The organism is Pedobacter vanadiisoli (genome assembly GCF_042684385.1).
GTDB classification, from domain to species: Bacteria; Bacteroidota; Bacteroidia; order Sphingobacteriales; family Sphingobacteriaceae; genus Pedobacter; species Pedobacter vanadiisoli.
Genome location: NZ_JBHULL010000003.1, coordinates 434,053 through 460,649, shown reverse-complemented (window position 1 = coordinate 460,649; position 26,597 = coordinate 434,053). Strand labels below are relative to the sequence as shown.

Below are 26,597 nucleotides of genomic sequence, written 5' to 3'. Positions count from 1 at the left end.
TCACATCTTTATCTCATCTGTATATATTAAATGTTTTATGACTTTTTGATCCGTTGAATTTTAAGTGGTGAAGGCTGCAGATAATATCCAAAATCTCTTCAGGCGATTGCCGGCTATTGAAAGAAGCGGTAGTTTTAAGATTACCCAAAGCGCTATCGTTCAGCAGGATTTTAATGCTGTAAACATATTGGAGTTTTGCAATGACCTGGTTAAGGCTTGCACCATCAAAAGCGAATTCGACAAATACCGTTGCTTTTATTTTATGGATGGCTGCAATACCGTCATTTTTATCGTACGTTAATGAGTCATTCCTAACCAGGGTAGCGAGTTTGCCTTTTTTATTGCTAACTGCAACTTTACCTGTAACTACAGCAATCTCGAGCTGTTTACTGGCCTGATAAGATTTAACTTTAAAAGAAGTTCCCAAAACTTTGATATCAACACCTGTTGTGGTATGCACAGTAAAAGGCCTGTTCTCCTGATGGGCGATATCAAAAAAAGCCTCACCCTCCTTTAGTGCAATATGCCGGCTGTTTGAGGCAAATACTTTCGGATAGCTCAATTTTGCAGACGGACCAAGCAATACTACTGAACCATCTGGTAAGATAATACGCTTTCTTTCTGTTGCTCCGGTACTTGCGGTTACCTGATTTCCGGCAGGTTTTACCTGACTGCTGATTTTCCAAATTGCTAGTCCAAGCGTAACCATAACCAGTACCGCAGCGGCTATCTTGTAAAAAGTTTGAAGTTTTAGTACCTTATTGTACTTTGGTTTTTCGTACATCGCCGCCTTAAGCCTGAGCAGCATTTGTTCTCCTATGGCAGCTTTTTGTTTGGCTGATACCAATACATCTTTTGCCTGGAGCGTGGCATACCACTCTTCAACCTTTTTTTCTTCTTCTGGATTTGCCTGCTGATCCAGGTATTTCTGCAGCAGTTCTTTTGCCTGTTCCTCTGTCATTTAAATACATGTCGGTTAAAATGCAGAGTGGTACTAACCAAAGATGTTATCTATAAATTAACTTTATGTTAAGCCGATCAGAATAGCGATTAACAGGATATAGGAAAGGCTTTTTTTGAGGAGTTTTAACGCTGCAGAAATTTGATTTTTTACCGTTTGTACAGAAACGTCCAGCTCGGCAGCAATTTCTTTGATCGATTTTTCCTGTTTTCGGCTCATCGAAAATACCAGTCGCATTTTTTCCGGTAAAAGTGAAATAGCGTTATCCACTTCTAAATGAAGTTCTCTTAACATCAGCTTATCATCTGCTGCAGCGCTATGTTTCTCTTCCATTAACGCGGTAAGTGCATTTTGATGCTGCGCTTTGAGGCTACCCGACCTGAAATGGTTGATGATTTTATATTTTACAGCCCCATATAGATAGGCACCAAGGTTTCCAGACAGGTTAATCGTTTTATGGTTTTCCCAAAGCGAAATAAAAATTTCTTGGGTAATATCCTGTGCAAGGTCTTCATCTCCAGTTTTTTTAAGCGCGACATCAAAAATATCTTCCCAATAAACCCGGTAGATTTCTTCCATGGCCTGATGGTCTCCGCACTGTAAAGATGAAAGTAAAGTTTCGCTCAAGGGATGCTGCTTTATCGCGGCAAAACTAATTATCCAATATTCCCTTAATATTAATAAATCTTAAAGAGTAAGTGATGGAGGATGGAAAATGCAGGATGGAAAACGAGCAGGACGCTGCACTTAACAAACGGACAGCGCCCAGTATAGGGCTGTGTTAATCCCTAAATAAGCCTGCAAAAATTTTATTCGAATGCAATTTTGCCTGATGATCGTAAATATGCGAGGTACTCATGATCTCGTTTACACCGTATTTAGCAACAAAAGCTTCTAAATTTTCTTTAATGGTTTGGGCACTCCCAATAAACGAATAATACAACATCTGCCCTACGGCTTCTTTTTCCAACTGATCCCAGTAAATATCCATATCATCAACGGCAGGCTTCAGTAATTCTCTTTTACCCGTTATAGCACCTAAAAATATACGTTTTACAGAGCTTGATAAACGTTCTGCTTCTGTATCAGTATCAGCAGCAACCACATTTACACAAGCCATTACATAAGGTTCCTGTAAAAATTCAGATGGTTTAAAGTTATTTCTATAAATGGAGATAGCCTGTTCAAAATAAGTCGGTGCAAAGTGACTTGCAAAAGCATAAGGAAGCCCTTTCTCTGCCGCTAAGCGTGCACTGTCAGTGCTAGAACCTAATATCCAGATCGGAATATCCAAACCTTCTCCTGGAATAGCCCTTACACTTGCCCGATTATTATCAGCAGAAAAAAACTGCTGCAGCTTGTCAATATCTCTTGAAAAATTATGAACAGCATTAAAGTTTTCTCCACGGATGGCCATTGCCGTAACCTGGTCGGTTCCTGGCGCCCTGCCCAGTCCCAAATCAATACGGTTGGGATAAAGCGAAGCCAATGTACCAAATTGCTCGGCCACAATTAATGGTGCATGGTTGGGCAGCATAATGCCACCAGAACCTACGCGAATGCTATTGGTACCACCAGCAATGTAACCAATGAGCACAGCGGTAGCCGAACTGGCAACGCTGGCCATATTATGGTGTTCGGCAAACCAGTACCGTGTATAACCTAAAGCTTCAGACTGTTTAGCTAAATCAAGACTTGTTTTAAAACTATCTGCTGCAGTAAAGCCGTCTAAAACAGTTGCAAGATCGAGAATGGAATAACGTACATTTTTCAATATGTGATCAGCCATAAATCAAAGGAATAAAATCTATGCTACAAAAGTATCTGTATTAAAACCAAGTCTGCTTTAAATAAATATATATGACGTTTAACCAACACTAACCCCGCTGTTCAACCAGGCAATTGTACGTGTTTTATCAATGTTAAGTGACCGTTAAATAAAAAATTGATTTTTATCATCAAGTAATTAACAAAAACACCTTAAAACAGTAATATTAAACATACAAAAAATTTAATTTCAGTAAGCACCAGTGTATCTTTGCTATATGAAAATCTATAAATCATTCGCTCTGGTATTCCTTTTAATCACCTCATTATCTTGCCTATCAACTCATGTTCATGCTCAGAACAAGCAGATAAAAGTAAACAGGTTAAACGGAAACGATCTGATTAAGCAACTGGCTGATCAGCGCAATACATTTAATAAAAAACATTCAAACAACAGCCTGCCAAAGGCAGAATATATCATCAACAGGAATGACCTAACCCTCATTAATTTTAATGGCTTAGATTATTACGTAAAAAACAACAGGGTAATGGGTATTGAGGGAGTAAATCTTTCAGATACGGTATTAAGCCAAATTACAGATAAACTGGTTCTTTTAGACAGCATCCAATTTAACCAAAGTGTACGTTCAAACATGGAACACCTTAGTCCAAACATTGATTTTCAAAAGATCAGGAATATCGACCGTCAGTTTATGCTTACACTTAGAATGTTATCATGCACAGTGAGAGATATCGCTGCACTTATAAAAAATTCGAATCCGTCTTTAACTGTTGAAACCCAAATTGCCAAAATGCGCTTACCCAATATCGATAAGGCTGTAGAAAAATTAAAGATGCAACCACTGGTATTATTGTCGAAGTAGTACCAGCCGCCCCTTTTATTTCACTAAAAAAAGGATAATTATTAATCTGAACTCAATAATTATTTAGTGAGAAATGTTTTGCAAACATCCCTGAATAGCCCCATTCGTCATGCTGAATTCATTTTACAAGCAGAAATAATGTTTTCAATTGGCTTGTAGCAACTACGTAGTCAGCATGTTTTTAGCAGAAAAGCCCCTGAAATAAATTACCTTCGGTGAGCTCGCCAATGCTCGGTTAAGGGTAACGACCACCTTAAATTAAAAAGCCGGTCTGGGCTACCAAAGGTGATATTAATTATCTTCTTCAGTTAATTAATCTGCTTACTTACCGGAATACACTTCGGCAATCTGGACAGAAAGGTATTTAAACGCAAGTGGCATTTCGGTAGCGGCATTTTTAATACTACCTTCAATAAAAATGAAACCTTTATAATTTATTTTATGCAGGGCCCTTAAATAAGGTTTAAAATCGTCGCCCATAACGCCAGGTAATGACCTGTTCTGTTTTTCGGCAATTTCAGAAAATGCGATCAATTTCCCTGCTTCAATAATTTCATTTGGAGATTCTCCTTCACGCATCATATGAAATATGTCGGCATTTAGCCTGAAATTGGGGTGATCAACTCCCCTTACAATCTCCGCAGCAGACTTTAACGAAGTAATAAAGTTAGTTTCGGTGGTCTCGAGGTTTTCCAGCAAAATAGTAACCTTATGTCTTCCGGCAATCTGCGCAAGTTTTTTACCTAAGTTAATAAAATCAGATTTTGCCTTAACGATATTATAATCTGCCGGGATGCTCCTTGCACCAGAACTGCCCAAAACAATAAACCTGACACCCGCCTGCCCGGCCCTTGAAAGGACTGTTTCGGTATAAGCCAGTACCTTCGCCTCATCTACTTCCGGACCAGCTATTTTTATACTTGCCGGATAAAAAAGGTTACAGCTTAATACTTTACATTTTGCTGCCTTAATCTTTTTTAAATTCTCATTAAACTGATCATCTGTAAGTGCCGGCGAGAGTATCTTCGGAACTGATTCTCCAATCATTTTAAAACCTGAGGCATAAGCTAAACTATCCTGTGTTAAACCTGATACAATTCCTAAACGCGGGTATTCCTGTTTATCGGAAACAAAACCACATAAACAAATGAAAATCAAGCAGATCAAAGAAGACAAACCATTAATTTTCGTATTTCTCATATTATTTCTTAAGTAATTTGGTTAAAAAATATAAAAATTCCGTTTTGCCATTGCCCGTATAGTTCTGCCTGATAGCTTGAGAATTCTTATTTAAAGATAAGGGAATTATGCAGAAAAGTGAATATACAGAGGTTTGTATTGGTCGGATACAATAATGTGCTCGGCTATTGGGCAGTTTTTAAATCCAGTTCGTCGACAATTTAGCTGTGTTGGTATAATAGCGGTATTTCTACTGCAACGTTTTTGGGGTATGGGCGTCTTATCTATAAAAACAATTACTAAATATTAATTAAAAATATAAACAACAGCATTATGAAAACCTCAATCAAAACCCTAACAAAATCAGTATTGGCAGCTATCGTTTTAAGTTCTGCTATTTTTTCTACAAATGTAATGGCCGATGAGAAAAAGCCAGCTAAAGTTTCTGCTCCCAAAAATGTAAGCCAGGTTATTGTAAGCGGAAATGTAGAAGTTACCCTGGTTCAAAGAGCGAAAGAAGGCATTAGTTACAATGACGACAACCTGGGCAAAGTAAAAGTAACGCAAGATGGCTATGCATTAAAAATCAGTTCAGAAGATCAGGAAGTAGCCAAAGTTACAGTTTACGTTAATAATATCTATAGGGTTAAAGCATCAGACCACGCTGTGGTAAAAACACAGGGCAAGTTGGCATTAAAATATCTTCAAATATTTTTAAATGAAAATGCAGTTGCAGAAATCAACTCTGATACAGAAAGTTTATATACCGTAATCGAAAACAATGCCGATTTAAAACTGAGCGGAGCTACAGAAAAACATACCCTGGTAATGGGTAGAACCCCTAAATTAAACCTTGATAGATTTGCAGCACTTACAACAGAAATGAGTAACCCTGATGCCAATGCATTACAAACTGCAGCTCTTGCAAAATAATAATACCAAAGAATAAAAAAAGCGACAGTGATGTCGCTTTTTTTTTTGCAATAAATTTATCCGGAAATGGCAACCATGATTATAATACCGCTTTATTAAAACCTCCTATTTCCAATCAAATGGCAGGTACCAATTGGCCGGGTCCATTAATTTTTGCCTTGTGAGGCTTGCATTTGGATTGCCTGCTTTTAACAGTTTTTGATAAATGCGGTCTGCTAAAAAGGCTGGATTATTCTGCCTGCGGGCAATACGAACCAAGTCTGGCCAGCGGTTACCTTCAAAAGCAAGTTCTAGTGCAGCTTCATCAATTAATTTACCTTCTAAGCCCAGCATATCAGTTTGGTAACTTACATCTATGGCATTTACCACTGCCCTGCCCCTAATGCCACAGTTGCGGTACCATGTACCTGAAACATCGTTATTTTTTCTCGCATCAAAATAATACGGAGAACTTGGTGCATAGGGCGTAATCATGGTGTTCAGCTCAGCTACCGAAACCGGGGCTTGTGCTCCTGCTGTAATGGTACCTGTATAATAAGTGTTTCTTATCCCGGTGTTTAGCAATGCCCAGCCTAATTTGGTTTGGCCATCCCTATTGGCTGCTTCCGAAAAGCGCAAGTGCAACAATGATGCACGATAAATACCCCATTTTCCTCCGTTATCGGTTAATTTGGTAATCTCATCGCCCATAGATGAAGCATTGAATGATAATTTGCTCCTCGGATCAAAAGGGACACCACTTGTGGTTACCTGGCTGTTCCACAGGTCTTTTATGGCCTGCGAAGGTTTAATCTGGTAACTTTTAAGCGGCGAACAAAAATCAATCATCGGGTTTACCGGTTTAAATGCCGTATTATAAGGCATCGCCCATAACCATTCGGTGTTCCACGGGTTCGAAGTTGTTGGCAATGCAAAAATAGCACGCCAGCCTGCATCTAAACTGTTTATTAAACTGCTGGCATCCTGCCCACTTCTGCTGAACAGTACAGCTAAATTAGCATAGGCCACATCAGCAGAATTATTTACCTTATAAAAGTTAAACCTAAAATTATCATTTGCATTACCGTTTTCGGCATTCATCAGTTTGGCATAGTTTTCGGCTGCTTTGATATAATTGCCCTTCCACAAATAAAGATCGCCTAACAGAAAGGCTTTGGAAGCAAACAACTTTTGGGTACTGTTGGCATCGATGGTAACCAGCAAGGAAGTTCCTGCCGGGTAAGCGTAGGCTTCCTTGTATGGCAGCCCCTCGTTAAAGGCAATTAATTTATCCAATAACTGATCGAATGGTGTTTTTGGATAGTTAGCCAAATTTTTAAGATCATCAACCGTTTCCAATGCATCGGTTAAATAGGGTACACTACCATACTGAATACCCAGGTGCAGGTAAATCCAGCTTCTTAAAGTTGCAATGTCTGAATAGCGCTTGTTATAATCGTCTACGCTCATCCGGCGGTTATCGACCATGATTTTAAAGTTTTTGAGCACGTCGTTACAAGCTACAATCACCTGATAATAGGGCCTGGGATCTACATACTGATTATTCCTGGTTTCGGTATGTGATGAGAGTTCTTGAAGATCGGCGGCTGATCTTGATGTAACATCTACCAAATCTCCGCGGAGCTCGTTTTGAAGGATATACAATTTTTCCAATCCCAAAAACTGCCCGTAAATACCGATTACGGCAGCATCTGCATCTGAAACTGTTTTATAGGCATTCACATAATCCAATTTATCTTCGGTTGGCACATCAAGCATTTTTTTGCACGACCAAGATCCTGCCGATAAAGTACCCAATAATAAAAGGGATGCAATTTTTTTATTTAAGTTCATTTTCATGAGTATATCTTTCTTAATTATAATCCAACTCTAACACCTAATTGAAATGACCTGAACTGTGGTTCGAGCGTGGTGTCTACCCCTTGTGTAAACAGGCTTCCCGAATTACTGAATTCAGGGTCGTAACCTAAATAATTAGTAAGGGTAAACAGGTTATTTGCAGTAGCATAAATTTTCGCGTACTTAATCGCTTTTAATTTCAGGGGCACATTATAGGTTACATTTACGGTACGTAAACGCAAATAAGAACCGTCTTCTATCCAACGATCGGAGAAGCGGGCATTTCCAACGGGATCTCCGTAAGCTGCTTTCGGGGTATTGGTAAGCTGCCCCTCGCCTTTCCACCTGTTGTTTATATTGGGTGTTTGGTTATAGTAGGTGCTGCCCGATTCTAACTGCGACCGGGTATAGTTATACACTTCATTTCCGCTAACAAAGGTGATCAATGCATCCAAGCTCCAGTTTTTATACGTGAGGGTACTGCTAAAACTTCCAAAGAAATCAGGGTTGGGGTTACCGATAACCGTGCGGTCTGCATTGTCTATTATTTTATCTCCATTTGTATCCACAAATTTTATGTCACCAGCAGCAAAAGGGACTAAAACACCTGCACTATTGCGGCTAGATAATCCTGAAGCTGCTGCTTCTGCACCTGTAGCGTAAACACCATTGGTTCTATAACCATAAAACTGATTGGCCGATGCCCCTACCTGACTGATGTAAGCACCGCCTGCATAAGTGGTTACCACAGCATTTCCATCGGCTAAACCGGTTATTTTATTAGTTGATGTACCAAAGGTTAAGCCCGCATCCCATTTTATTTTTTTATTTAAAATCCTGCCGTTTATGGCTAAATCAATGCCTTGCGTTTGCATGCTGCCATTATTGGCAATGTATGAAGCAGTACCTGCAATTGCATTCAGTAACTGATAACCCAACATATTTTTGGTACTGTTTCTCCAATAGTCTAAACTGATACTTAAACGTTCGCTAAAAAAGGAACCATCAATACCGGTATTAAACTTACGTACGGTTTCCCATTGTAAATTAGGATTGGCAAAATTCCCTGTTATAATCCCCCTTATGCCTAAAACATTCTGAGTGGTGTAATACTTTCTTGCCGTGTAATTGCCAACATCATCATTTCCGACTAAGCCATAGCTCATCCTTAATTTCAGAAGGTCTATGCGGTTTAAATTGCGCATAAATTTTTCTGAAGAAATTATCCAGGCAGCACCAATAGCAGGTAAAACCGCATAACGGCTTCCATTAATCCTGAGGCCATCATCAAAACTTAAAAAAACCTGGTCTGCCTTTGTACCGAAACGTGACGATCCATCTACTGCCATAGAGAAATTAACCAGGTATTTATCGGCATAACTGTAATTTGCTGATAAGTAATTATTGAGTGTACGCCACTTGCCAATATCACCTCCGAAGGTTCTAAAAGCTGCATTACTGTTTCCAATACTGATCAACTCGTCTGTTGCAGAGTTAAAACCCAAAGCATAGTCTTGTTCACTTTCGCTCTGAGAATAGCGTGTACCAACTATTGCATGTAGCTTGCTATATAAACCAAAAGATTGATCGTAGGTTAGGCGCAGATCGTTAAACACGTTAAAAAATCTTCCTACCTGGGTACCCAAACGGCTATCGGCAACATAATTGGAAAGCGTATCGTTGGTTACCCCTTTTCTGGGAATAAACAGGGTTTCCTGTATTTTATCGTAAGTAACCCCGCTCAGGTTAGATAATTTAAAGTTTTTATTAAAAGTAAAATCGAAATTAATGTTTCCAAAAAAACGGTAGGCTTTTTTTAAGTTTTGTCCTTTCTCAATCAAAGCCCGTGGGTTACTCACCTGTAAAGTATCATAATCAGCTAAGTTTGGTGAAACTGCCCCAAGTGAACTCACGTCGTTCCTTGCCATAAACGGCGATTTAACCAGCGCCAAAAACAGTGGATTGGTTACCGGTGCAATGCCCTGATCTTTTAAACGTTGCTCGGTGTAGGTGAAAGATAAGCTCGTACTACCCTGTAGCTTTTTGGTCAGGTTTAAATCGCTGTTAAACCTGGTGCTGTATTTTAAATTGTCAGTACTGTCTATTACCCCTCTATCTCTTGCATAGGCCGCAGAAAGTGCATATTTGGCAATATTATCACCTCCGGTTACTTTTAAAAAATAGTTTTGATCAAAACTGCTCCGCAATACTTCCTTTTGCCAGTTGGTTTCGTTATGGTATTTAAAATAATCGGGATTATCAGGGCTATCATTCATATATGGTTTTGCTGCAATGGCGCTGTTACTCAAACCCTGGCTCTTTAAAATATCCGAAAGGTATAACCGGTAATCGTAGGCCTCCATTACGGCTAAATTTTTAGGTTTAAAGTTAAAACCAGCATAACCGGAGAAATCGATATTGGTAGCGAGGTCATGGGCGCGGTTAGTGGTAATTAAAACCACACCATTAGCTGCTTTTACGCCATAAGTAGCAGCCGAAGGTGCATCTTTAATGATACTGATATTCTCAATATCCCTTACATCGATAAATTGCAGGGGATTATTAACATGCCCCTTAGTTAAAGAATTACCATAATTGCTGGCATCGTAGATCATTCCGTCTACTACATATAATGGTTGGTTTGTGGCATATAGCGAGTTAAATCCCCTAATGCGTACATCTGCGCCAATGCCAGGGGTTCCGGAACGTCTGGTTACATTAACACCTGCTGCCCTGCCCTGGATATAACTCGTTACACTTTCAGAATTGTTGGCCCAGCCACCCTGCATACTCACGTTGCTAACAGCAGGTACTGCTCTCGCCAATGACAGGATACCCGAGGGTGTAACCACCTCATTATAAACAGAAATAAAAGATAATGGATAAAGTTTGGTTTTAATTTCCCTGTCTTTATAAACGGGCAATACCTTGGTTTGAAAACCATTACCCGATATGATAATACTCGACTTATAATCAGGAACTACGATGGTAAATTTCCCTTTTTCGTCAGTAATGGCAGCATTAAAGCCGGTAACCGTAATATTAATACCAACCAATGGTTTATTGGTATTTCCATCAAGCACAAGTCCCCTTATTTTTTCGCCTTTAACAGCGCGAATTTTTGCCTTTACGGTGGTGGTATCTGTTTCGGTTTTCATCGAATCTACCTCCTGTGCCGTAGCGCCCAGACCAATTGCCAGCAAGCAAACCAATACGCCCCAAACTTTTTTTATTGTTGTAAAATTATACATAGTATTTTTTTTGAAAGCAAGATTCATAATTAAGGTAAAACGGGTTCGAAGCGGAGGTAATCGAGTATAACGGTATTTACATTTACACTTGTGCTGTTCGCAGCCGTTAGCCTAAAAATAAAATTGCCAAATTCAGTAGGTGTATATTCACCAAGATACGTTTCGTTAAAGGTTAGCGGGTTTACAAGATGGGTGTAAAACAGTGAATAACTTGTAGTAGAAGGGCTATAAAAGAAATAGCGCTGTGTAAATGCCACCACTTGCGGATCTCCCTGTAGGCCAGAAATGGCCCTTGCATAAACTTTATATTTTACAACCGGTAAATTGGCTTTAGTATAAAACACACCAAATTCGGCATACTTATGGTCGTATACTTCCAGATCGTCAAAGCTTTTCCCTAAATTATCAATTTTAGTACGGTATAAAAGTGTTCTTGCAGCAGTTACCGATTGCGGTTTTTCGCCTTCGATTTTAAATTCGGGCACTTTATCTTTTAAACGGAATGGTAAAGCATTTACCACATGCACCATACCGTTACTGGCACGGTACGAACGGATAATATTGGCCTTGTTTACCGGAACTTTTACGCCTTGTACAGAAATAAGGGTATCTGGCAATTTTTCGATCGGATAAACACCTTTAACGGTTAAATCTTTTACCAAAAAGTACGATGCATTCAAATTTGGATTTACACTCGGAAAATAAGGGGTCAGTTTTGCCGATTCGGCGGTAAAAGCAGCATCCTGCAGAATAAAATAGGTGTACTGCTGTTTTTCGTCCCTTAAATCGGCCACGTTTACCCAATAAGTATTACGCGAAATCATTGGTGGATTTGGTGCAAAAATCGGATTACCCAGGTTGTTATAACCAATAATTGTAGCGTTTGCAGTATCTATTACAGTAATAGACAGATTATTAATATAGTTTTTCTGCAGCGAAGCATCTGTATTGGCCAGCATATAGTCCCATATGTTCTGTTTGGTTACAACGGCCTGATCTATAGCATACAACACCCCATTTTTCACAAATTGGCCAACACCACTAATGGTGCTTTCTTCAAATTTGGTGCTGGTAAAAGTACCATATTTGTTATTGAGCAGTTTTAACCTCGAAGTATCACCTTCTTTATTTAACCCGAATGTAGATATGGCAATGTGATTAGCCACAAAATCTTTCAGTTTAACCGGGTCAGAAACAATAGCTGCATCTAAGTTGGCCAAAGCCTGGTTGGTAGGTGCCCAGACCGTATAATTTTGCGCACCGGCCAGCACCTTATCATAACCTGTACTTTTAACATAACCGTTAAAAATGCTAAGGTTGGCCTGGGCGCTGAGCTTTTGTGAGAGGTCCAGGCTGTTATCTATATTGGTAAGCCCGTTATGCAGTTCCAGGTTATTTTTACAGGAATACACAACCACACTAATGCAGAGCAGGGCAATGTATTTGATATATTTTCTAGTCATTATATTTAGTTAGTATTAGTTTTATGGCTCGGTTACCGTTCTCAATTGGTTACGGGCGCTTAAATATGGCACCCGTTGTACCAAATCTTGGATAATTCTGATCGTCATCAATAGGAATGAAATGGATCATATCGATATTCATGATATAATCGTTGTTTCCCCTTAAGGTGGTAAACCTAATCCAATGCCTGTCGGTTGTTTTAATGTCGACTACACCAGCCAATCTCCCCACCATAACAGACCATTGGTTATTAACCGAAATGGGCTGTATACCCCTTACCCCATCCTGGTTAACATCTGCCGTGGTAGCCATATAGCGCTTAAAGCCATTCGTTAGCATTAATCCGTCTGCAGAAGGTAAAGCCGCGTTAGCTGTTGGTACGCCAGAAGAAGTTAACGATTGTGAAAAATCGACCAGATTCGGTAAAATCTGTTCTTGCGTTGTACCTACATCTACACCAATTTGAGAAAGTGGCCCATTTCCATTTTGCGTGTAGCAGATCCATACTTTATACTTGCCCTTTACCAGCATAGGTGTTCTCAGTTCAACCCAAATGTTACGTGCAGTGTTATTGGTAGTCATACTAAACTGGATCACATCTCTATTGGCATAACTTCTGCCATCACTTGTTCCTATAGGCAATGTTGAGGTAGAATTAAGATGTAAACGGCCAGGTATCCTGTCAGCTCTTAAACCCGACAAAACAAACTTTCCATTCTGTATGAGCGATATATTTTGACCAGGCACCCGCCATGCGGCCATTAATTTAAGCTCGGGCTGGTCGCTAATATCAAAGTAAACGCCTGTAGGCACCCTTGGCTTAATTTTGTAGAAGCTTTTAGATTCGTGTAATACACCATTCGCTGTGGTAACATTGCTAAACGTTCTGTTCACTTCTACCCCTGGTTCTATAACACCATTAAATTCATCTTCGTTTAATAATATCCTGGTACCTACCAGTTTGGTGGTTACAATTTCGCTAGGCACCAAAGTAGCTAATGACGGCGAAGACACAATATCGGGGGTATAATTAGCACCGGTAGATATATGATAAGCCACATACATCCATAAACTATCGGCATGGCTCTGGGGATTACCAGTTTTAGACAATTTCGCTTTTAGAGCCGCATAGTTACTGAAACCCGCCGCTTTAATTGCAGAGTCTGATTCGAGTATTACGGTTTGAAAACGGCGTGTAGTATCAGGAATAGCCGATTGCACATAATTTAACGAATCGTAGAATCCGGTTTCTTTTAAAGCCTGCGTAAAAATGCTATACCTGCTGTTCGTTTCTATGCTTACCGCCAGTGTTTTGGTTGATGGTGTTAAAACATGGTCGATCACATGGATAATGCCGTTCCCTACCCTTACATTAGATTGTGTAATAAGCGCCTGCTTATTAATGATGTAACTGCTAACACCATCTTTAAATACCACACCTGTTTGCAGGTACTGCCCGTAAAGTGTAATCTGATTTAACTTGCCATCAGTAAATTTACCGGTAGCAACCGTATCTGGCAGTATGTGAAAACGGACTATATCTTTTAGTTCTGCGGCACTTAACTGATCTACTGCAGTTTTATTTAATTCTTTTAACCAAGCAGTAATTGCATTGTTATCGGGTGTAAATATGGTATATTTCCCGTATGCGGCTAAATAACCCTTTGTACCCGATCTTTCCAGGATCTGGGTAAATAAAGAAAATTTTTCAGGGTTTTTCTCCAAAAAGCCGGTAATGTTTACATCATCAGTAGTGCTTAATGTTAAACTTTCTCTTTTGCAGGCATTGATCATGAAGCTGACTAATGCACCAAGCAGAACCAAATAGGTAATTTTTCGGACGTCTAATTTCATTTTCATATCACTTAGTCTATTTAGTATAAAATGGATTTTGAACCAGGTTGGGATCAACAAACAACTCGCTTTGATGGATGGGCATATAATGGCTGTTTGGATCTCTAAACTTGGTAATGGCCGATTGCTGAAGGGTTGGCGATACTGTTTTAGCGGCAAGATCTAACAAGATATCGATACGGCTATAATTGCTGCGTTTGGCATGACGTAAAAGATCAAACCACCTTTTACCTTCAAAAGCAAACTCCCTGGCACGTTCTGCCAAAATATAGTCGCATATACCTTCAGTATTTGAAGGATCTACATTAGCTTTTGTGGCATTTACTGCATTACGCCTTGCTCTCAGTTGATCAACCAAAGCCAAAGCCTCTGCTCCACTACCGGTTAAAGCCAGGGCCTCAGCTTTTATCATCATGATATCAGAATAGCGGTAAGCCTGCCATTTTACAAATGAAGGGTTTTCTGTACCGTACTTTTGGATGGTCATGGCCGAATTGTAATAGGATACCGGCCTGATATCGTAATTATTATCCGGATCTAACTCATCCGGAATATAAATCTCGCTGATCAAAAATGGTGAACCGATAAAACGCCGCCTGGTATTAACCAACACATTATAAAACGGATTTTCGATCGGTTGGTCAAATTCAAATATGGTTTCGATAGATGAGCCTTTGAAAAATACGTTGTTGTACCAGCCCGAACCTGCACCAACAAGGGCAAAACGCTGCGAGTCGATAATTTTGTTGCATTCGGTAATCGCATTCGGATAATCTTCCATCCACAGGTACACATCGGCCAGTAAAGCATTTACCGTAAATTTAGTTACCCGGCCTTTATCCAGCTTGGTGCTTCCGTAAGTGGTAACTGCACCTTGCTCGGCTCTCTTTAAATCTGTAACAATTTGCTTTAAAATATCGGCCTGTTTGGTTTTAGGCAGATCCTGCAGATCGGTATCTTTAACCGTGGCGGTTAATTTTAATGGCACATCCCTAAACGTACGCAACAGGTAGAAATACATTAAGCTCCTCAAGGTAAGCGCTTCTGCTACATATCCGTTCAATATTGCATCGGTAAAGGTAGGATCGGTACTTTTAACACCCGGTGCAAAATCAAGTACGGTATTACAGTAATTAATGGTACGGTAAAATGCCGCCCACCTGGCTAAATTATTGTCCTGGGTAATATTTACATTTATAATGTCTGTTTCTTCGGTAGTAATGCTCGGGCCGGCACTAATCATGTCTGCCCGGAGTTCTCCGTATATAAACATGTATTCGAGTAGCGATTTATCGCCCACGCCCGGAGGGGGTGCTAATAAAGATGCGTAACAACCAGAAACCGCAGCTAAAACATCTTCTTTGGTTTTCCAGAACTCCTGCCTGGTGATCCCGTCGCGAGGTTGAAGATCCAGCCATTTATTACAAGAGCTGCTCATCACCAAGATCAGGAATAAACCGGTACTATATAGTATATTTTTCATCAGTTTCGAATTAAAAGTTAGCTGTTAAACCTAAAGTGATTGTTTTAATTGGTGGTGTGGTAGAGTTATCTATTACCGTGTTCGAACCGTTTAACTTAATCGGCACCTCCGGATCCTGCCCGGTATATTTGGTAAATGTTAAAATATTCTGAACAGTAAGGTTAGTGGTTAGCGATTTCATACCTAATCTTTTCATAAAGGTTTTAGCAAAATCGTATCTCAGTACTACCGAACTCAGCCTTAAAAAAGAACCATCTTCAATGTAACGGTCTGAGCCTAAAAAGTTGTAACCAGCTCCATACATTGCCCTTGGCATATCGGTAATGTCTCCTTCTTTTTTCCACCTGCGCAGCACGGCAGTACTCTGGTTATTAAACCCGTACATATTGGTGGTATTAATTTTAGTACCGTTAATAATATCGTAGCCGGTACGGAAAGTAAAGTTAAAACCTAAACGAAGGTTACCGTTTATAGTAAGGTTGGTTCCAAACCCACCGGTTAGTTTTGGGTTACCGTTTCCTAAGTATACAATATCCTTGTAATCGATGTTTCCGTCGTGGTTAATATCTTCATACATGGCATCGCCCGGTTGGAAAACATAATCGATAGAAGGATAAGCGAAACGCATATAGATTTTATCGCCGTTAGGGCCAATAATCTGGTTTCCGTTTTCATCAAGTGCAACCGTCGAATTTTTATCGGGGTACACACCTTTAAACTTGAAACCGTAAAATGAACCGAAAGGATTATTCTCCTGAACAAATACTTTGTATACGTTGTTACTCGTTACTTTGGCTTTATTTTCTCTCGGGTATAAAGGTGAAACCTCGCGGATGACATTCTCGTTATGCGCAATATTGAAAGAAAAGTCCAGTCTTATTTTTTTCTTTTTAATTAGGGTGGCATTCAGGTTAACTTCCCATCCCTGGTTATCCATTGTACCTACATTCATATCAACACCACCATAACCATTGTAACTTGCTACCTGTAAACCCGGATAAAACAGATCTGTGGTGCGTTTACGGTATAAATCGAAATCGACATTGAAATTTTTAAGTACGTTTAAAGTTATCCCCAGGTTAGATTGTGTAACGGTTTCCCATCTTAAATCGGTCAATTCCATGTTAGTAGAATATACGCCGGCATTATCCAGGTAACTAAAACCGTAATTCTGATAGATATTAAAATAAGAGTAATCGTAACGGGGCACGTTACCACTCTTACCATAACTGGCCCTTAAACTGAAATCATCTACATACTTACTGGCCTTTTTCATAAATGGTTCTCCCGATATCCGCCAACGGCCAGAAACCGATGGAAAAATACCATAACGGTTTGCCGCACCGAACCTGGAGTTTCCATCGCCCCTAATGCTGCCATTAATGATGTAACGATCTAAAAATTTGTATTGAACGTTTGCCAATAACCCTACAGAACGGGTCTGGCCCAGAGACGAGCTTGCTGAACCCGAATAATTGGTACGGCTATCAACCGATGGATCAGACAAATAAGAAGAAGCAGTATTGGTAGAAAACAGGTACTGTCCGGTCCTGCGGCTGTCTTCGCTATCAAAACGCAAAAAACCAATAATATCGTGCCTGTCATTCAATTTCGGCGTATAGGCCAATGTCATGCTGGTATTCATGGTAAAAGAATCGCCATCTGCATCGGAAGCCGTATTGACTACTGCCTCGGTATAGGGACGGCCTGTTGCAATCTGCGGAAGGAAAGTTTTCACCTTGGTGTTGTTAATGTTTACCATAAAACTTCCGTTTAAGCGCAGTATGCTTGGCAAAATCTCGTACTGTAAACTAAATTTTGGGGTAATACGTTCGCCCAGTTGATGGTTAGTACCTGCGGTGGCCATAGCCAGCGGGTTAAAGGTCCCGCTTACCCTTTTGGTATCGAAATTATAAAGGAATAAACCTTGCGCAGTTGCCGCAGGACTAAAATAATTAGAGGTTAAATTTCCATACTCATCGTACTCATAAATGCTCTGATTAGGCATTTTAGTATAAGCTACATCTCTAACAGTCTGCGTAAAAAGCCCATTCTGGTCAATGTGGGTATATGATATATCAGAGCTGAACCTGATTTTATTAGACACCATATAATCTAAGTTTACCCTTGCCGAAACACGGTTTAAATCAGTACCAATGGTTGTACCGGTCTGGTTAAAATAATTTACCGAGGCACGGTACTTTGCCTTTTCGCCTCCGCCTGAAATAGAGAGGTTATGGTCCTGTAAATAACCAACCCGGGTAATGGCCGACAGCCAATCGGTATTGTTGCTGTAATTATAATAGTTATAAGGATCGTTCGGATCGTATTGAAATTGCTTGGCAAATTCGGAGCTGGAAAACTGACGGCCGGCATTATAATATTCTTCTAATATTAGCGACGAGTATTGGTTACCATTTAACATCGGGATCGGGCTTGGCTGCTTCGAATACGACCCTTTGAAGTTATAGGAAATAGCAGGCGGGCCAATTGAACCTCTTTTGGTGGTAATAATCAATACCCCGTTTGCTGCCCTCGAACCCCATATGGCAGTTGCTGCTGCATCTTTAAGCACGCTGATTTCTTTAATGTCAGATGGGGCAATGTTTAACAACTGCCCATAATTGTTCTCATCTGATGTGGCAAAATTAAAATCAGAGGGAATGGTAATGTCATAGGGCATACCATCTAATACGATTAAAGGATCGGTAGCGCCATTAATAGAAGATGTACCGCGGATACGGATTTGCATCGGGGCTCCCGGGTCGCCAGTACTGGCCGTAATGTCTACCCCAGCCATTCGTCCCTGCAAAGCCTGGTCTACAGAAGCCGCCTGAAGGTCTTCCAAATCCTTGGCATCGATGGTAACCGTGGCAGAAGTTTGATCGCGTTTATCGATGCTCATACCGCTTCCATTGTTTGTTTTAGCCCTGGAAACAATCTGAACCTCATCCATCTGGTTATCTGAGGCTTCTAACTGGAAATTGATAACCGCTTTATCGATATTAATCGGCGCAGAAGATTTATAACCGATGTAGGAAACCGAAATCCTATATGTTTTATCCGCTACGGGCAAAGAATAATTTCCGTCAATATCAGTAGAAACACCTTTAATTACCCTTTTATCTTTATCAATAATGACAACAGATGCACCTATAATCGGTTGTTTATCTTTTTTATCAATAACCCTGCCTTTTACATAATTAATTTGCTGGGCATAGGTTAATGACGATAGCAACAAACACCACAGTAAAATAAAAAAACTATAATTATATCTTTGAGTCATCTCGGTTTAGAATTGATATTTTAAATAAGAATTGATTTGGTGTATCACCGTCCGGTTAGAAAGCACGTTGCTTCTATCTGCTGTGCCAAGCAAAACATTAACCGATGTATTGGTTACATCTTTAAGGATAAGGGAATTGGTCGTATTGGTGGCTACTGTAACCTTGGCTGCATCGCCCGAATCGTTTTTCAGTAAACTTTCGAAAGCCCCTAGTTTCTGTCCATCACTTACTACTGTATTTTTGATAATGTGGTATTGAATAAATTTAGACACCTTGTTAATCTCTGCTGCATCTGTAGGCGCATAATTCGGACTTCCATTAGCCAGCTTAGGCAAAAGTCCTGCTGTTACTGCTGCCTGTATAGCTGCATTGGTAGGAATAAAAACAGTATAAGGCGACCCGTCTGTTACACCTTGAATAGCACCAGACGAGGCAGTATAAAGGGTTACATTGTTTTTTAGAAACTGGAAGAAAGAATAATAAGGATCGGTAGTTAAGGTACCGTATTTTTCAATGTGTTTGCTCACCGGAAGTACCGTATACATCAGCACTTTGGCAGCATAAGCATCTGCCCCGTTAATGGCAGTTGTAACAGAATCTATTTTTATGGTTTTATCAGCTACAGCTGTCATATCTTCTGTTCCGGCTGAAGAAAAGAACCCTTTATCGTATTTGATATACTCGCCACCTGATGTTTCCAAAATACCAGCTGATGTGGCAAAATTTGGTACTGCACGGTCGCCCAAGGGGATAATGTGAGTTTGCAGCAATCGCCTTAAAATATTAAGGTCGCCCCTAATGGGTGCTGAAGGGTAAAACGGATCGTATGAAAATCCTAAACTTATTAAGGTGGCATCGGGTATCGGAATTACGATATATTTTAAAGAAGCCGTTTTAATCGGAATGCTGTAGCCCAATACATCCAGGGCTTGCTTCATAATGTAATAGGTTGGGTCTAAATTTACTTTTCCATAAACGGTAGCAAACACATTGGCATTCTGGGCAGTATTTACCCCATAAAACAACCCATTACTCAAAAACTGTTTATCTACCACATTTGAGGTACTTAGTTTGGTAGACTCGCCCAAAAAACTGTTAACAGTGGTAAATTTGCTTGGCCAAACCGTAGTTCTGTATAAGTGGGAATTGATAAAATCTCTGATAATATCTGACCTTAAAGAAAACAGCTCGTTTAACTGGGCTTTATAGTTTCCGGGTTGTAAGCGGTTTTTGGCATAATATTTCAGCAATACTTTTGAATATGCTTCTACAGCCTCATCTGTAGGGGCAAAAATGGTATACATGCCAACCTGTGCATCATTAGCATCTTCTTTTAAGTAATTTTCGTTGTTTGGCGAAAAACCAAGCAATATGCTGTAATTTTTAGCATAAACATTATCACTTTTACCCGATAATACCTGATAGCGGTGCGTAATATCAGTGTTTATGTTATAGCTTACATACTTATCTAAAAGTGCTTTGAAGGCACTATACTGCGGTTTGGTGCCGATATACTGATCGATACTTGGCGGTGGTGTAAGTACCTTATCTACAACATGGATTACGCCATTTTCGGCAACAATATCCTGCTCTGTAATTTTCCCGGGACCAACATTTTTGCCCGTAAACTCTGTATTTGGATAAAAATAATTGTAATCCAAGCCACTTAAACCAGCAAAAGAAATAAAGGGGCTGAGAAAAAATGGTAGGTTTTTATTATTAAAATCGCTTGGCAAATAGGTTCCGTTGCGGTTGCCTGCAATAACCTTAATTGCTTTACCATCATTATCTACACCATCGTAAACAAAATCGTAATAAACGGTGCGTCGCCTAAAGGCTGTATTTTTAACAAAGCCTTTAGCAGTTAAATTATCGCTTAAGCGCTCTAATTTCTCCCCATCATAGGTCATTGAATAACGTACAATTGCCGAAGCGAGCGTAGCATTTATCTCGGTTAAGTTGTTTTCTGACATGTAAGTGCTAAAAGCTGCGTCTGTTGGTGCAAAAACAGTCCACGAACCTGCCGTACTCAGGGTTTCTTTATAACCCGATTTATCTATACAATCTAAAAACCTGGTAAAATTTCCCTTTGCCTGAAGTTGCTGGTAAATCGGATCGGCTAAGGTTTCAGGACGCCCATAGAACTCATCAAATTCTTTTTTCCGGCAAGCGCTTAGAATGAATATAATCGTCAAATTAACGATTAAAATTTTTTGTAAAATTTTACTCATAGCAATTTCATTGGATCAACGGCCATTAAAATACTGGGCAACAAAAAGCTATGGATCTAAATCAATTAGAAATTAAAAATGCAAAAACTGACTTAAAAGGGTGAGTAGATTTTTATCGCATAAAATCGTCTTAACGTTCGTTAATTAAATAGTTGGTTTAAAAAGTTATTTGGTTAGTAAATTATTTCTTAAATATATAAAGGTGGAACAAAATTCCCATCCTGTACTATCCTGTCTTTTTACGACAAAATATAATTTCAAAATAACAATATCCGTCAACAGTCCAAATAAATCGTTTTAATCAAGCTTTAAACGCCTTTTTAAAAAAAATAATCGTGGTATTTGTTATCAAAAAAAATATTAACAGTAAAAGGAATAAGACAAAAATTTAGCCCATACAGCAAACAATAACAATATATTATCTGATTTAAAGGGGCTTTCTTTAGCGTTATTTAGCAATTATCGCCCCCCTTAGCATAAAAATACTCCCATATATTCACCGGATTTCGATTTCATGTTGAAACAAAAGGATGCAAATCCTTGCCTTTGTTTATCCAGGTATCGGTGTATTAAACAGGCTTTATGGCTACAATATGCATTTCTTTTTCTTTCCCCCGAAGTTTAATGGCCCCCAACATTTGGGTCGTATAATGATCTGTTAACTGGAGCTCTTCAATAAGCGCTGTTGATACCAGCATTTCCTGATTAAACTCCTTGCACATACTCTGGATTCTTGAAGTAGTATTCAGTACATCACCAGAGTAGGTAATATCGCGTTTTATAATACCAACTTCGCCTGCTATAATCTTTCCGCAATGAATACCTGCTTTAAAAGAAGGTAGTAAACCATATTTTTCAATATACTTATCCCTCAGAAATGACAGGTGTGTTTTAATATCAAAAAAACAATTGATGCATTTGTTATTCCTTAATCCTTCATCATAGCGCCAGGCAATTACCACCTCATCACCTACATATTGATATATTTCTCCCCTATTTTCCAAAATAGGATTGGTAATATCGATAAAGATATCCTTTAATAATTCATGGTATTTTTTGTCTCCGAGGTTTTCGGCAATGGAAGTTGATGAATTTAGGTCGAGAAACATAAAAATCCGTGATTCTTCTTTAGGTGTATTGTATTTTCCACTGATAATATCCCAGAAAATACCTTGCCCGAACTTACTGTTTATCTGTAACAGCAGCTGCGTTATGGAAACAACGATACCCCACACCAGCCCATTCTTCAAAAATCTTTTCGAATCGCCTAATTCATAAAGGCTCAGCAGCTCATTTACAATTAAAATAATACCTAAAAACGATCCGGCCACAATTAAAAGGGTATAACCATAAGGCTTATCGTTATATTTTACATTTACAAAAAATACAAGCAAACTTCCTCCCAGCAGTGCACCAAAAAGGCCAATAATTGCATTTAGTACAATCGAAGAAATTAATGTATAACCAGGTACTGGTCCTAAAGAATTACGGGTATGCAGTACAAGGTCTTCAAAAACAGCGATTACAATCCCGGTCATGGTCCAGGCAATACTAATAACTAATAACTGCTGAAATTTCTGCCGTGTTTGCCGGTTGATTTTTACTGACATCGTGATTTTTTTCAAAACTACTGATTCAATATACCCTAATTTACTAAAATAATGAATATAATCTTATAAGTAGCCCACTTAAATACCCTGGAATAGCAATTGCCAGCTATTTTGCAGATTGGAAGTACCCAAATAGAAGATTTAAGATCCCCCCTTCTGTTCCGGACAATATAAACTGTTCACTGCCGCACATCGGCTGTTCGAAAATGAACAGGTTAACATTAACAACAAGCAAAAAAACTCGTTACAGAGCAATTAAAGCAACATTTTCTTTTTGGCACCAGCTTGGTTAACCACGAAAAGATAATATTGGTGTAAGCCGGTTCTCATTGGCACACCTGCACAAGCTTAACAAAATTTAAACATTAGATGAAAACCTCAATTAAAACACTAATTACTATAGCATCTGCAGTAATTACCTTAACAGCATCCCTTCCTGCAAACCTAAGGGCAACAGAAAAACCACAAACCATGCTTTACGGGGCCCCGAACTTTCGAAAGATCTCGATAAAAGGAAATGTAGAAGTGATGTTGGTACAGCGGCCAACCGCCGGAATATCTTATGCAGATGATAACGAAGGAAGTGCGAGAGTAACCCTGCAAGGTGAAGTGCTGCGCATTACCTCAGATCATAAAGAAACGTGTAAACTTGTTATTTATGTAAATGATATCTACCGCATTGAGGCTGATCAAAATGCCGTGGTAAAAACAGAAGCAAAACTCATCACAAAATTTCTACAGATTATACTTAAGGGAAATGCTGTTGCCAACATCGACACCAGTAGTGAAGGTTTATATACAGAAATTCTCGACAACAGCGCATTAAGACTTAGAGGGAATACCGACCTCCACACGCTGATTATGGGAAATGAATCAAACTTAATCATTGATCATTTTGTTGCCGCCCAAACAGATGTTAGCCGGAAAGAAAGCTCCGGGGAGAAAATTGCCGCACTTGTTCCTTAACTTGTAATATATAAAATCGTCATTGCGGGGAGGCTTTTATAGCCAGCGAAGCAATGACGATATTTCCTGGATACACAAATCCGGCCTGAAACAAATCCAGTTTAATTTTGCTCTATTTCTTTCAGGCTATTCATTTTTTTATAAGCCAAAAATCCTTTTATATCTTCAAAGTGTTCACGAACACGTTTATTACCAAATTCGAAAACTTTTTTCACTAATCCATCCAGGAAATCCCGGTCATGCGATACCAAAATCAAAGTGCCATCAAAATCCTTTAATGCATCTTTTATAATATCTTTGGTCTTCATATCCAGGTGGTTGGTTGGCTCATCCAGGATTAATACATTTACAGGTTCCAGCAGCAATTTAATCATGGCCAAGCGGGTTTTTTCGCCGCCAGAAAGTACCTTAACCTTTTTTGTTGTATCATCTCCACTGAACATAAATGCACCCAAGAGGTCTTTGATTTTTACAGAACCGTCGCTTAACGGAATCTGATCGATGGTTTCAAAAACGGTTAGGTTTTCATCAAGTAATGCAGCCTGGTTTTGCGCAAAGTAACCGATCTTGGCATTGTGCCCTACCTTTAAACTTCCTTCAAAATCAATCTCAGACATAATGGCTTTAATCATGGTCGATTTACCTTCACCGTTTTTACCTACAAAAGCCACTTTTTCTCCCCTTTCGATCACCATTGACGCTTTTTCGAACACGACATGATCGCCGTAAGATTTGGTCAGCTCCTCTACGATAACCGGATACTGGCCGGAACGTGGTGATGGTGGAAACTTTAAGCGTAATGCTGAGGTATCCACTTCATCAATTTCGATTATTTCCAGTTTCTCGAGCATTTTTACGCGCGATTGTACCTGTAAGGTTTTAGAATAAGTTCCCCGAAAGCGGTCAATAAATTCCTGATTATCGGCAATGAAACGTTGTTGCTCTTCATAAGCTTTTAACTGATGCAGACGACGATCGGCACGCAGTTGGAGATAATGGGTATACTTGGCTTTGTAATCGTATATCCTGCCCATGGTTACCTCAATGGTACGGTTGGTGATGTTATCTACAAAGGTACGGTCGTGCGAGATGACCATAACGGCCTTTGCCGAATTGATCAGGAAATCTTCCAGCCATTGAATACTTTCAATATCCATGTGGTTGGTAGGCTCATCCAGTAAAATAAGATCAGGTTTTTTTAATAAAATCTTAGCCAGCTCGATACGCATGCGCCATCCACCCGAAAACTCAGAAGTTTGACGGGTAAAGTCTTTGCGCTCGAAACCCAAACCTTTTAATACTTTCTCTACTTCCGCTTCATAATTGGTTTCTTCAATAGAATAAAATTTCTCACTTAATTCCGATACGCGCTCTATAAGCTTCATATAGTCGTCGCTTTCGTAATCGGTACGGATAGTAAGTTGCTCATTCAGTTCATCAAGCTCTTTTTGCATCTGGTTTACTTCTGCAAAAGCCTTCATGGTTTCCTCAAAAACAGTAACATTGTCATGAGTGAGCAAGTGTTGTGGCAAATAGGCAATTACTGCCTCTTTCGGACCTGTTACGTTACCGGAAGTGGGTTTAATTACATCGGCAATAATTTTTAGGATAGTCGACTTGCCTGCACCATTTTTACCCATTAAAGCAATTTTATCGTTCTCGTTTATCGAAAAGGTTACATCGCTAAAAAGGGTGGTTCCGCCAAATGAAACGGAAATATTATTTACATTGATCACAATTAAGAATATTAAATTCGCGGCAAAGATAAAGGAAAGCACGTAAATTATTGCGAGAATTTTAAGTCATAAAAAAGCTTTCTGCATTGATATTATGGCCTTTTAAGATCCAGGTCGGTTTACAATGCTAAATCATTAATTGGCGTATGGATTAAACAAACCAAGATTACAGCTGCAAACGTTAACATTCAGGATAGAAATAATCAATCAATAATGCCGTTTTTGGGGCTGATGTTCAAAGAAATTTCTTCGCCGTTCAATTCCGTCAAAGTGGCTTCGATCGTCTTACACATTACATTAAGGGCGAGGTCGTTTGATGCAGTACCAAAAGGCTGCTCTATCTCATCTGCAATGGCCTCAAAAGCCACAAAGGTATAAGCAATAAAAACTACAATAAACGGGGTAAGCCATTGTAGGCTATCAACCAGCCCAAAGGGCAGCAGGAAACAATACAGATACACTGTGCGGTGCAGCAACACCCGGTAGCTATAAGGGATGGGGGTAGAAATAATTCGTTCGCATCCACCAACGATCTCTGCCAGTTTATCAAGATTTTCATCAAATCTCATCTGCTGTATCGCATCAATTCTGCCAGTCCGGCGTGCACCAGCCACCCATTCGCCCATGAGTTTCATTATTATAACAGGTTTGAACTTTGCGGAGATAATTAAACTATAATCTGCCTCACTGAGCCGTTCTTTCAGGTCATGTTGCGGGTCTGTATCCCTAAGCTGGTGTTTCAAAGCATAGGTAAAAGAAACAAGAAGATCAATAAAGTGCCGCGCAAGTGACCTGTCAACCCGGGGCTCCGGAAGCGTAAGTACCTGCCTGGTTAATGAACGTGTGTAATTCAATAAAGCTCCCCAAAGTTTCCGTGCTTCCCAAAACCGGTCGTAACTAACATTGTTACGAAAACCCAGAAACAGGGCAAGTACAAAACCAAATAAGGTTAAAGGTGTTGGATTTAAAGGGATTTTGAAAGAAAAAATTTTACCATTAAAGAATACAACCCCGATTGACAAAATAAAAAGTAACGAAAGTCTTGGAAGGAGCTTTGGAAGAACAGAACCATGCCAAACAAACAGCATTTTGAACCAATTTTCCTTATTTCTAATTATCATACAGTATTCTGGCTTTTAAGCATCTTTATTT

At 39.5% G+C, this 26,597-nt stretch carries 17 protein-coding genes; 3 read left to right on the top strand and 14 right to left on the bottom strand.

The genetic code is table 11. The features are described 5' to 3' along the window. Nucleotides 1-13: 13 nt before the first annotated feature. The 3 genes from ACFSR6_RS03065 to ACFSR6_RS03055 form a co-directional block, all read right to left on the bottom strand. Complete coding sequence (locus tag ACFSR6_RS03065; protein ID WP_379074760.1) at nucleotides 14-961, bottom strand: FecR family protein; 948 nt, start codon at nucleotides 959-961, stop codon at nucleotides 14-16. 63 nt (nucleotides 962-1,024) lie between these two features. Then, nucleotides 1,025-1,588 (bottom strand): RNA polymerase sigma factor, encoded by a 564-nt coding sequence (locus ACFSR6_RS03060; protein WP_379074758.1) that lies wholly within the window; start codon nucleotides 1,586-1,588, stop codon nucleotides 1,025-1,027. Nucleotides 1,589-1,742: 154 nt separating this feature from the next. Then, nucleotides 1,743-2,750 carry an LLM class flavin-dependent oxidoreductase gene (locus ACFSR6_RS03055; RefSeq protein WP_379074755.1) on the bottom strand — a complete coding sequence of 336 codons (1,008 nt, stop codon included), beginning with the start codon at nucleotides 2,748-2,750 and terminating at the stop codon, nucleotides 1,743-1,745. Between the two features lie 256 nt (nucleotides 2,751-3,006). Here ACFSR6_RS03055 and ACFSR6_RS03050 point away from each other — a divergent pair, with 256 nt between their 5' ends. Beyond that, entirely contained in the window at nucleotides 3,007-3,612 is a 606-nt protein-coding gene (locus tag ACFSR6_RS03050) for a hypothetical protein (protein WP_379074752.1), read from the top strand. Between the two features lie 321 nt (nucleotides 3,613-3,933). Here ACFSR6_RS03050 and ACFSR6_RS03045 read toward each other — a convergent pair whose 3' ends face one another. Next, nucleotides 3,934-4,812 carry a sugar phosphate isomerase/epimerase family protein gene (locus tag ACFSR6_RS03045; RefSeq protein WP_379074749.1) on the bottom strand — a complete coding sequence of 293 codons (879 nt, stop codon included), beginning with the start codon at nucleotides 4,810-4,812 and terminating at the stop codon, nucleotides 3,934-3,936. 312 nt (nucleotides 4,813-5,124) lie between these two features. On the opposite strand from ACFSR6_RS03045, the gene ACFSR6_RS03040 reads away from it, so the two are divergent. Further along, complete coding sequence (locus ACFSR6_RS03040) at nucleotides 5,125-5,724, top strand: GIN domain-containing protein (protein WP_379074746.1); 600 nt, start codon at nucleotides 5,125-5,127, stop codon at nucleotides 5,722-5,724. Between the two features lie 105 nt (nucleotides 5,725-5,829). Here ACFSR6_RS03040 and ACFSR6_RS03035 read toward each other — a convergent pair whose 3' ends face one another. From ACFSR6_RS03035 to ACFSR6_RS03000, 8 genes are all read right to left on the bottom strand, one after another. Beyond that, complete coding sequence (locus ACFSR6_RS03035; protein ID WP_379074743.1) at nucleotides 5,830-7,557, bottom strand: RagB/SusD family nutrient uptake outer membrane protein; 1,728 nt, start codon at nucleotides 7,555-7,557, stop codon at nucleotides 5,830-5,832. Nucleotides 7,558-7,580: 23 nt separating this feature from the next. Next, nucleotides 7,581-10,814 (bottom strand): SusC/RagA family TonB-linked outer membrane protein, encoded by a 3,234-nt coding sequence (locus ACFSR6_RS03030; protein WP_379074740.1) that lies wholly within the window; start codon nucleotides 10,812-10,814, stop codon nucleotides 7,581-7,583. Nucleotides 10,815-10,843: 29 nt separating this feature from the next. Next, entirely contained in the window at nucleotides 10,844-12,277 is a 1,434-nt protein-coding gene (locus ACFSR6_RS03025; protein WP_379074737.1) for a fasciclin domain-containing protein, read from the bottom strand. Between the two features lie 49 nt (nucleotides 12,278-12,326). Further along, on the bottom strand, nucleotides 12,327-14,138 hold the full coding sequence (locus tag ACFSR6_RS03020; protein ID WP_379074734.1) for a fasciclin domain-containing protein: 1,812 nt from the start codon (nucleotides 14,136-14,138) through the stop codon (nucleotides 12,327-12,329). Nucleotides 14,139-14,148: 10 nt separating this feature from the next. Continuing rightward, on the bottom strand, nucleotides 14,149-15,615 hold the full coding sequence (locus tag ACFSR6_RS03015) for a RagB/SusD family nutrient uptake outer membrane protein (protein ID WP_379074731.1): 1,467 nt from the start codon (nucleotides 15,613-15,615) through the stop codon (nucleotides 14,149-14,151). 10 nt (nucleotides 15,616-15,625) lie between these two features. Continuing rightward, nucleotides 15,626-18,901, bottom strand: coding sequence for a SusC/RagA family TonB-linked outer membrane protein (locus ACFSR6_RS03010; protein ID WP_379074728.1), 3,276 nt, complete (start codon nucleotides 18,899-18,901; stop codon nucleotides 15,626-15,628). A 6-nt stretch (nucleotides 18,902-18,907) separates the two neighbouring features. Continuing rightward, entirely contained in the window at nucleotides 18,908-21,097 is a 2,190-nt protein-coding gene (locus ACFSR6_RS03005) for a fasciclin domain-containing protein (RefSeq protein ID WP_379074726.1), read from the bottom strand. 605 nt (nucleotides 21,098-21,702) lie between these two features. After that, the gene (locus ACFSR6_RS03000; protein WP_379074724.1) at nucleotides 21,703-22,743 is read right to left on the bottom strand and encodes an adenylate/guanylate cyclase domain-containing protein; all 1,041 of its coding nucleotides are present in this window, start codon (nucleotides 22,741-22,743) and stop codon (nucleotides 21,703-21,705) included. 369 nt (nucleotides 22,744-23,112) lie between these two features. On the opposite strand from ACFSR6_RS03000, the gene ACFSR6_RS02995 reads away from it, so the two are divergent. Further along, nucleotides 23,113-23,709 (top strand): GIN domain-containing protein, encoded by a 597-nt coding sequence (locus tag ACFSR6_RS02995; RefSeq protein ID WP_379074722.1) that lies wholly within the window; start codon nucleotides 23,113-23,115, stop codon nucleotides 23,707-23,709. Between the two features lie 101 nt (nucleotides 23,710-23,810). On the opposite strand, the gene ACFSR6_RS02990 is transcribed toward ACFSR6_RS02995, so the two are convergent. Further along, nucleotides 23,811-25,445, bottom strand: a complete 1,635-nt coding sequence (locus tag ACFSR6_RS02990; RefSeq protein WP_379074720.1) for an ABC-F family ATP-binding cassette domain-containing protein — start codon at nucleotides 25,443-25,445, stop codon at nucleotides 23,811-23,813. A gap of 203 nt (nucleotides 25,446-25,648) precedes the next feature. Next, entirely contained in the window at nucleotides 25,649-26,566 is a 918-nt protein-coding gene (locus tag ACFSR6_RS02985) for a bestrophin family protein (RefSeq protein WP_379074717.1), read from the bottom strand. Nucleotides 26,567-26,597 lie beyond the last annotated feature (31 nt).

Coding starts and splice junctions, on each gene's coding strand:
- ACFSR6_RS03065 (WP_379074760.1), bottom strand. CDS start 961: ATGACAGAGGAACAGGCAAAAGAACTGCTGCAGAAATACCTGGATCAG.
- ACFSR6_RS03055 (WP_379074755.1), bottom strand. CDS start 2,750: ATGGCTGATCACATATTGAAAAATGTACGTTATTCCATTCTCGATCTT.
- ACFSR6_RS03050 (WP_379074752.1), top strand. CDS start 3,007: ATGAAAATCTATAAATCATTCGCTCTGGTATTCCTTTTAATCACCTCA.
- ACFSR6_RS03045 (WP_379074749.1), bottom strand. CDS start 4,812: ATGAGAAATACGAAAATTAATGGTTTGTCTTCTTTGATCTGCTTGATT.
- ACFSR6_RS03040 (WP_379074746.1), top strand. CDS start 5,125: ATGAAAACCTCAATCAAAACCCTAACAAAATCAGTATTGGCAGCTATC.
- ACFSR6_RS03035 (WP_379074743.1), bottom strand. CDS start 7,557: ATGAACTTAAATAAAAAAATTGCATCCCTTTTATTATTGGGTACTTTA.
- ACFSR6_RS03030 (WP_379074740.1), bottom strand. CDS start 10,814: ATGTATAATTTTACAACAATAAAAAAAGTTTGGGGCGTATTGGTTTGC.
- ACFSR6_RS03025 (WP_379074737.1), bottom strand. CDS start 12,277: ATGACTAGAAAATATATCAAATACATTGCCCTGCTCTGCATTAGTGTG.
- ACFSR6_RS03020 (WP_379074734.1), bottom strand. CDS start 14,138: ATGAAAATGAAATTAGACGTCCGAAAAATTACCTATTTGGTTCTGCTT.
- ACFSR6_RS03015 (WP_379074731.1), bottom strand. CDS start 15,615: ATGAAAAATATACTATATAGTACCGGTTTATTCCTGATCTTGGTGATG.
- ACFSR6_RS03010 (WP_379074728.1), bottom strand. CDS start 18,901: ATGACTCAAAGATATAATTATAGTTTTTTTATTTTACTGTGGTGTTTG.
- ACFSR6_RS03000 (WP_379074724.1), bottom strand. CDS start 22,743: ATGTCAGTAAAAATCAACCGGCAAACACGGCAGAAATTTCAGCAGTTA.
- ACFSR6_RS02995 (WP_379074722.1), top strand. CDS start 23,113: ATGAAAACCTCAATTAAAACACTAATTACTATAGCATCTGCAGTAATT.
- ACFSR6_RS02985 (WP_379074717.1), bottom strand. CDS start 26,566: ATGATAATTAGAAATAAGGAAAATTGGTTCAAAATGCTGTTTGTTTGG.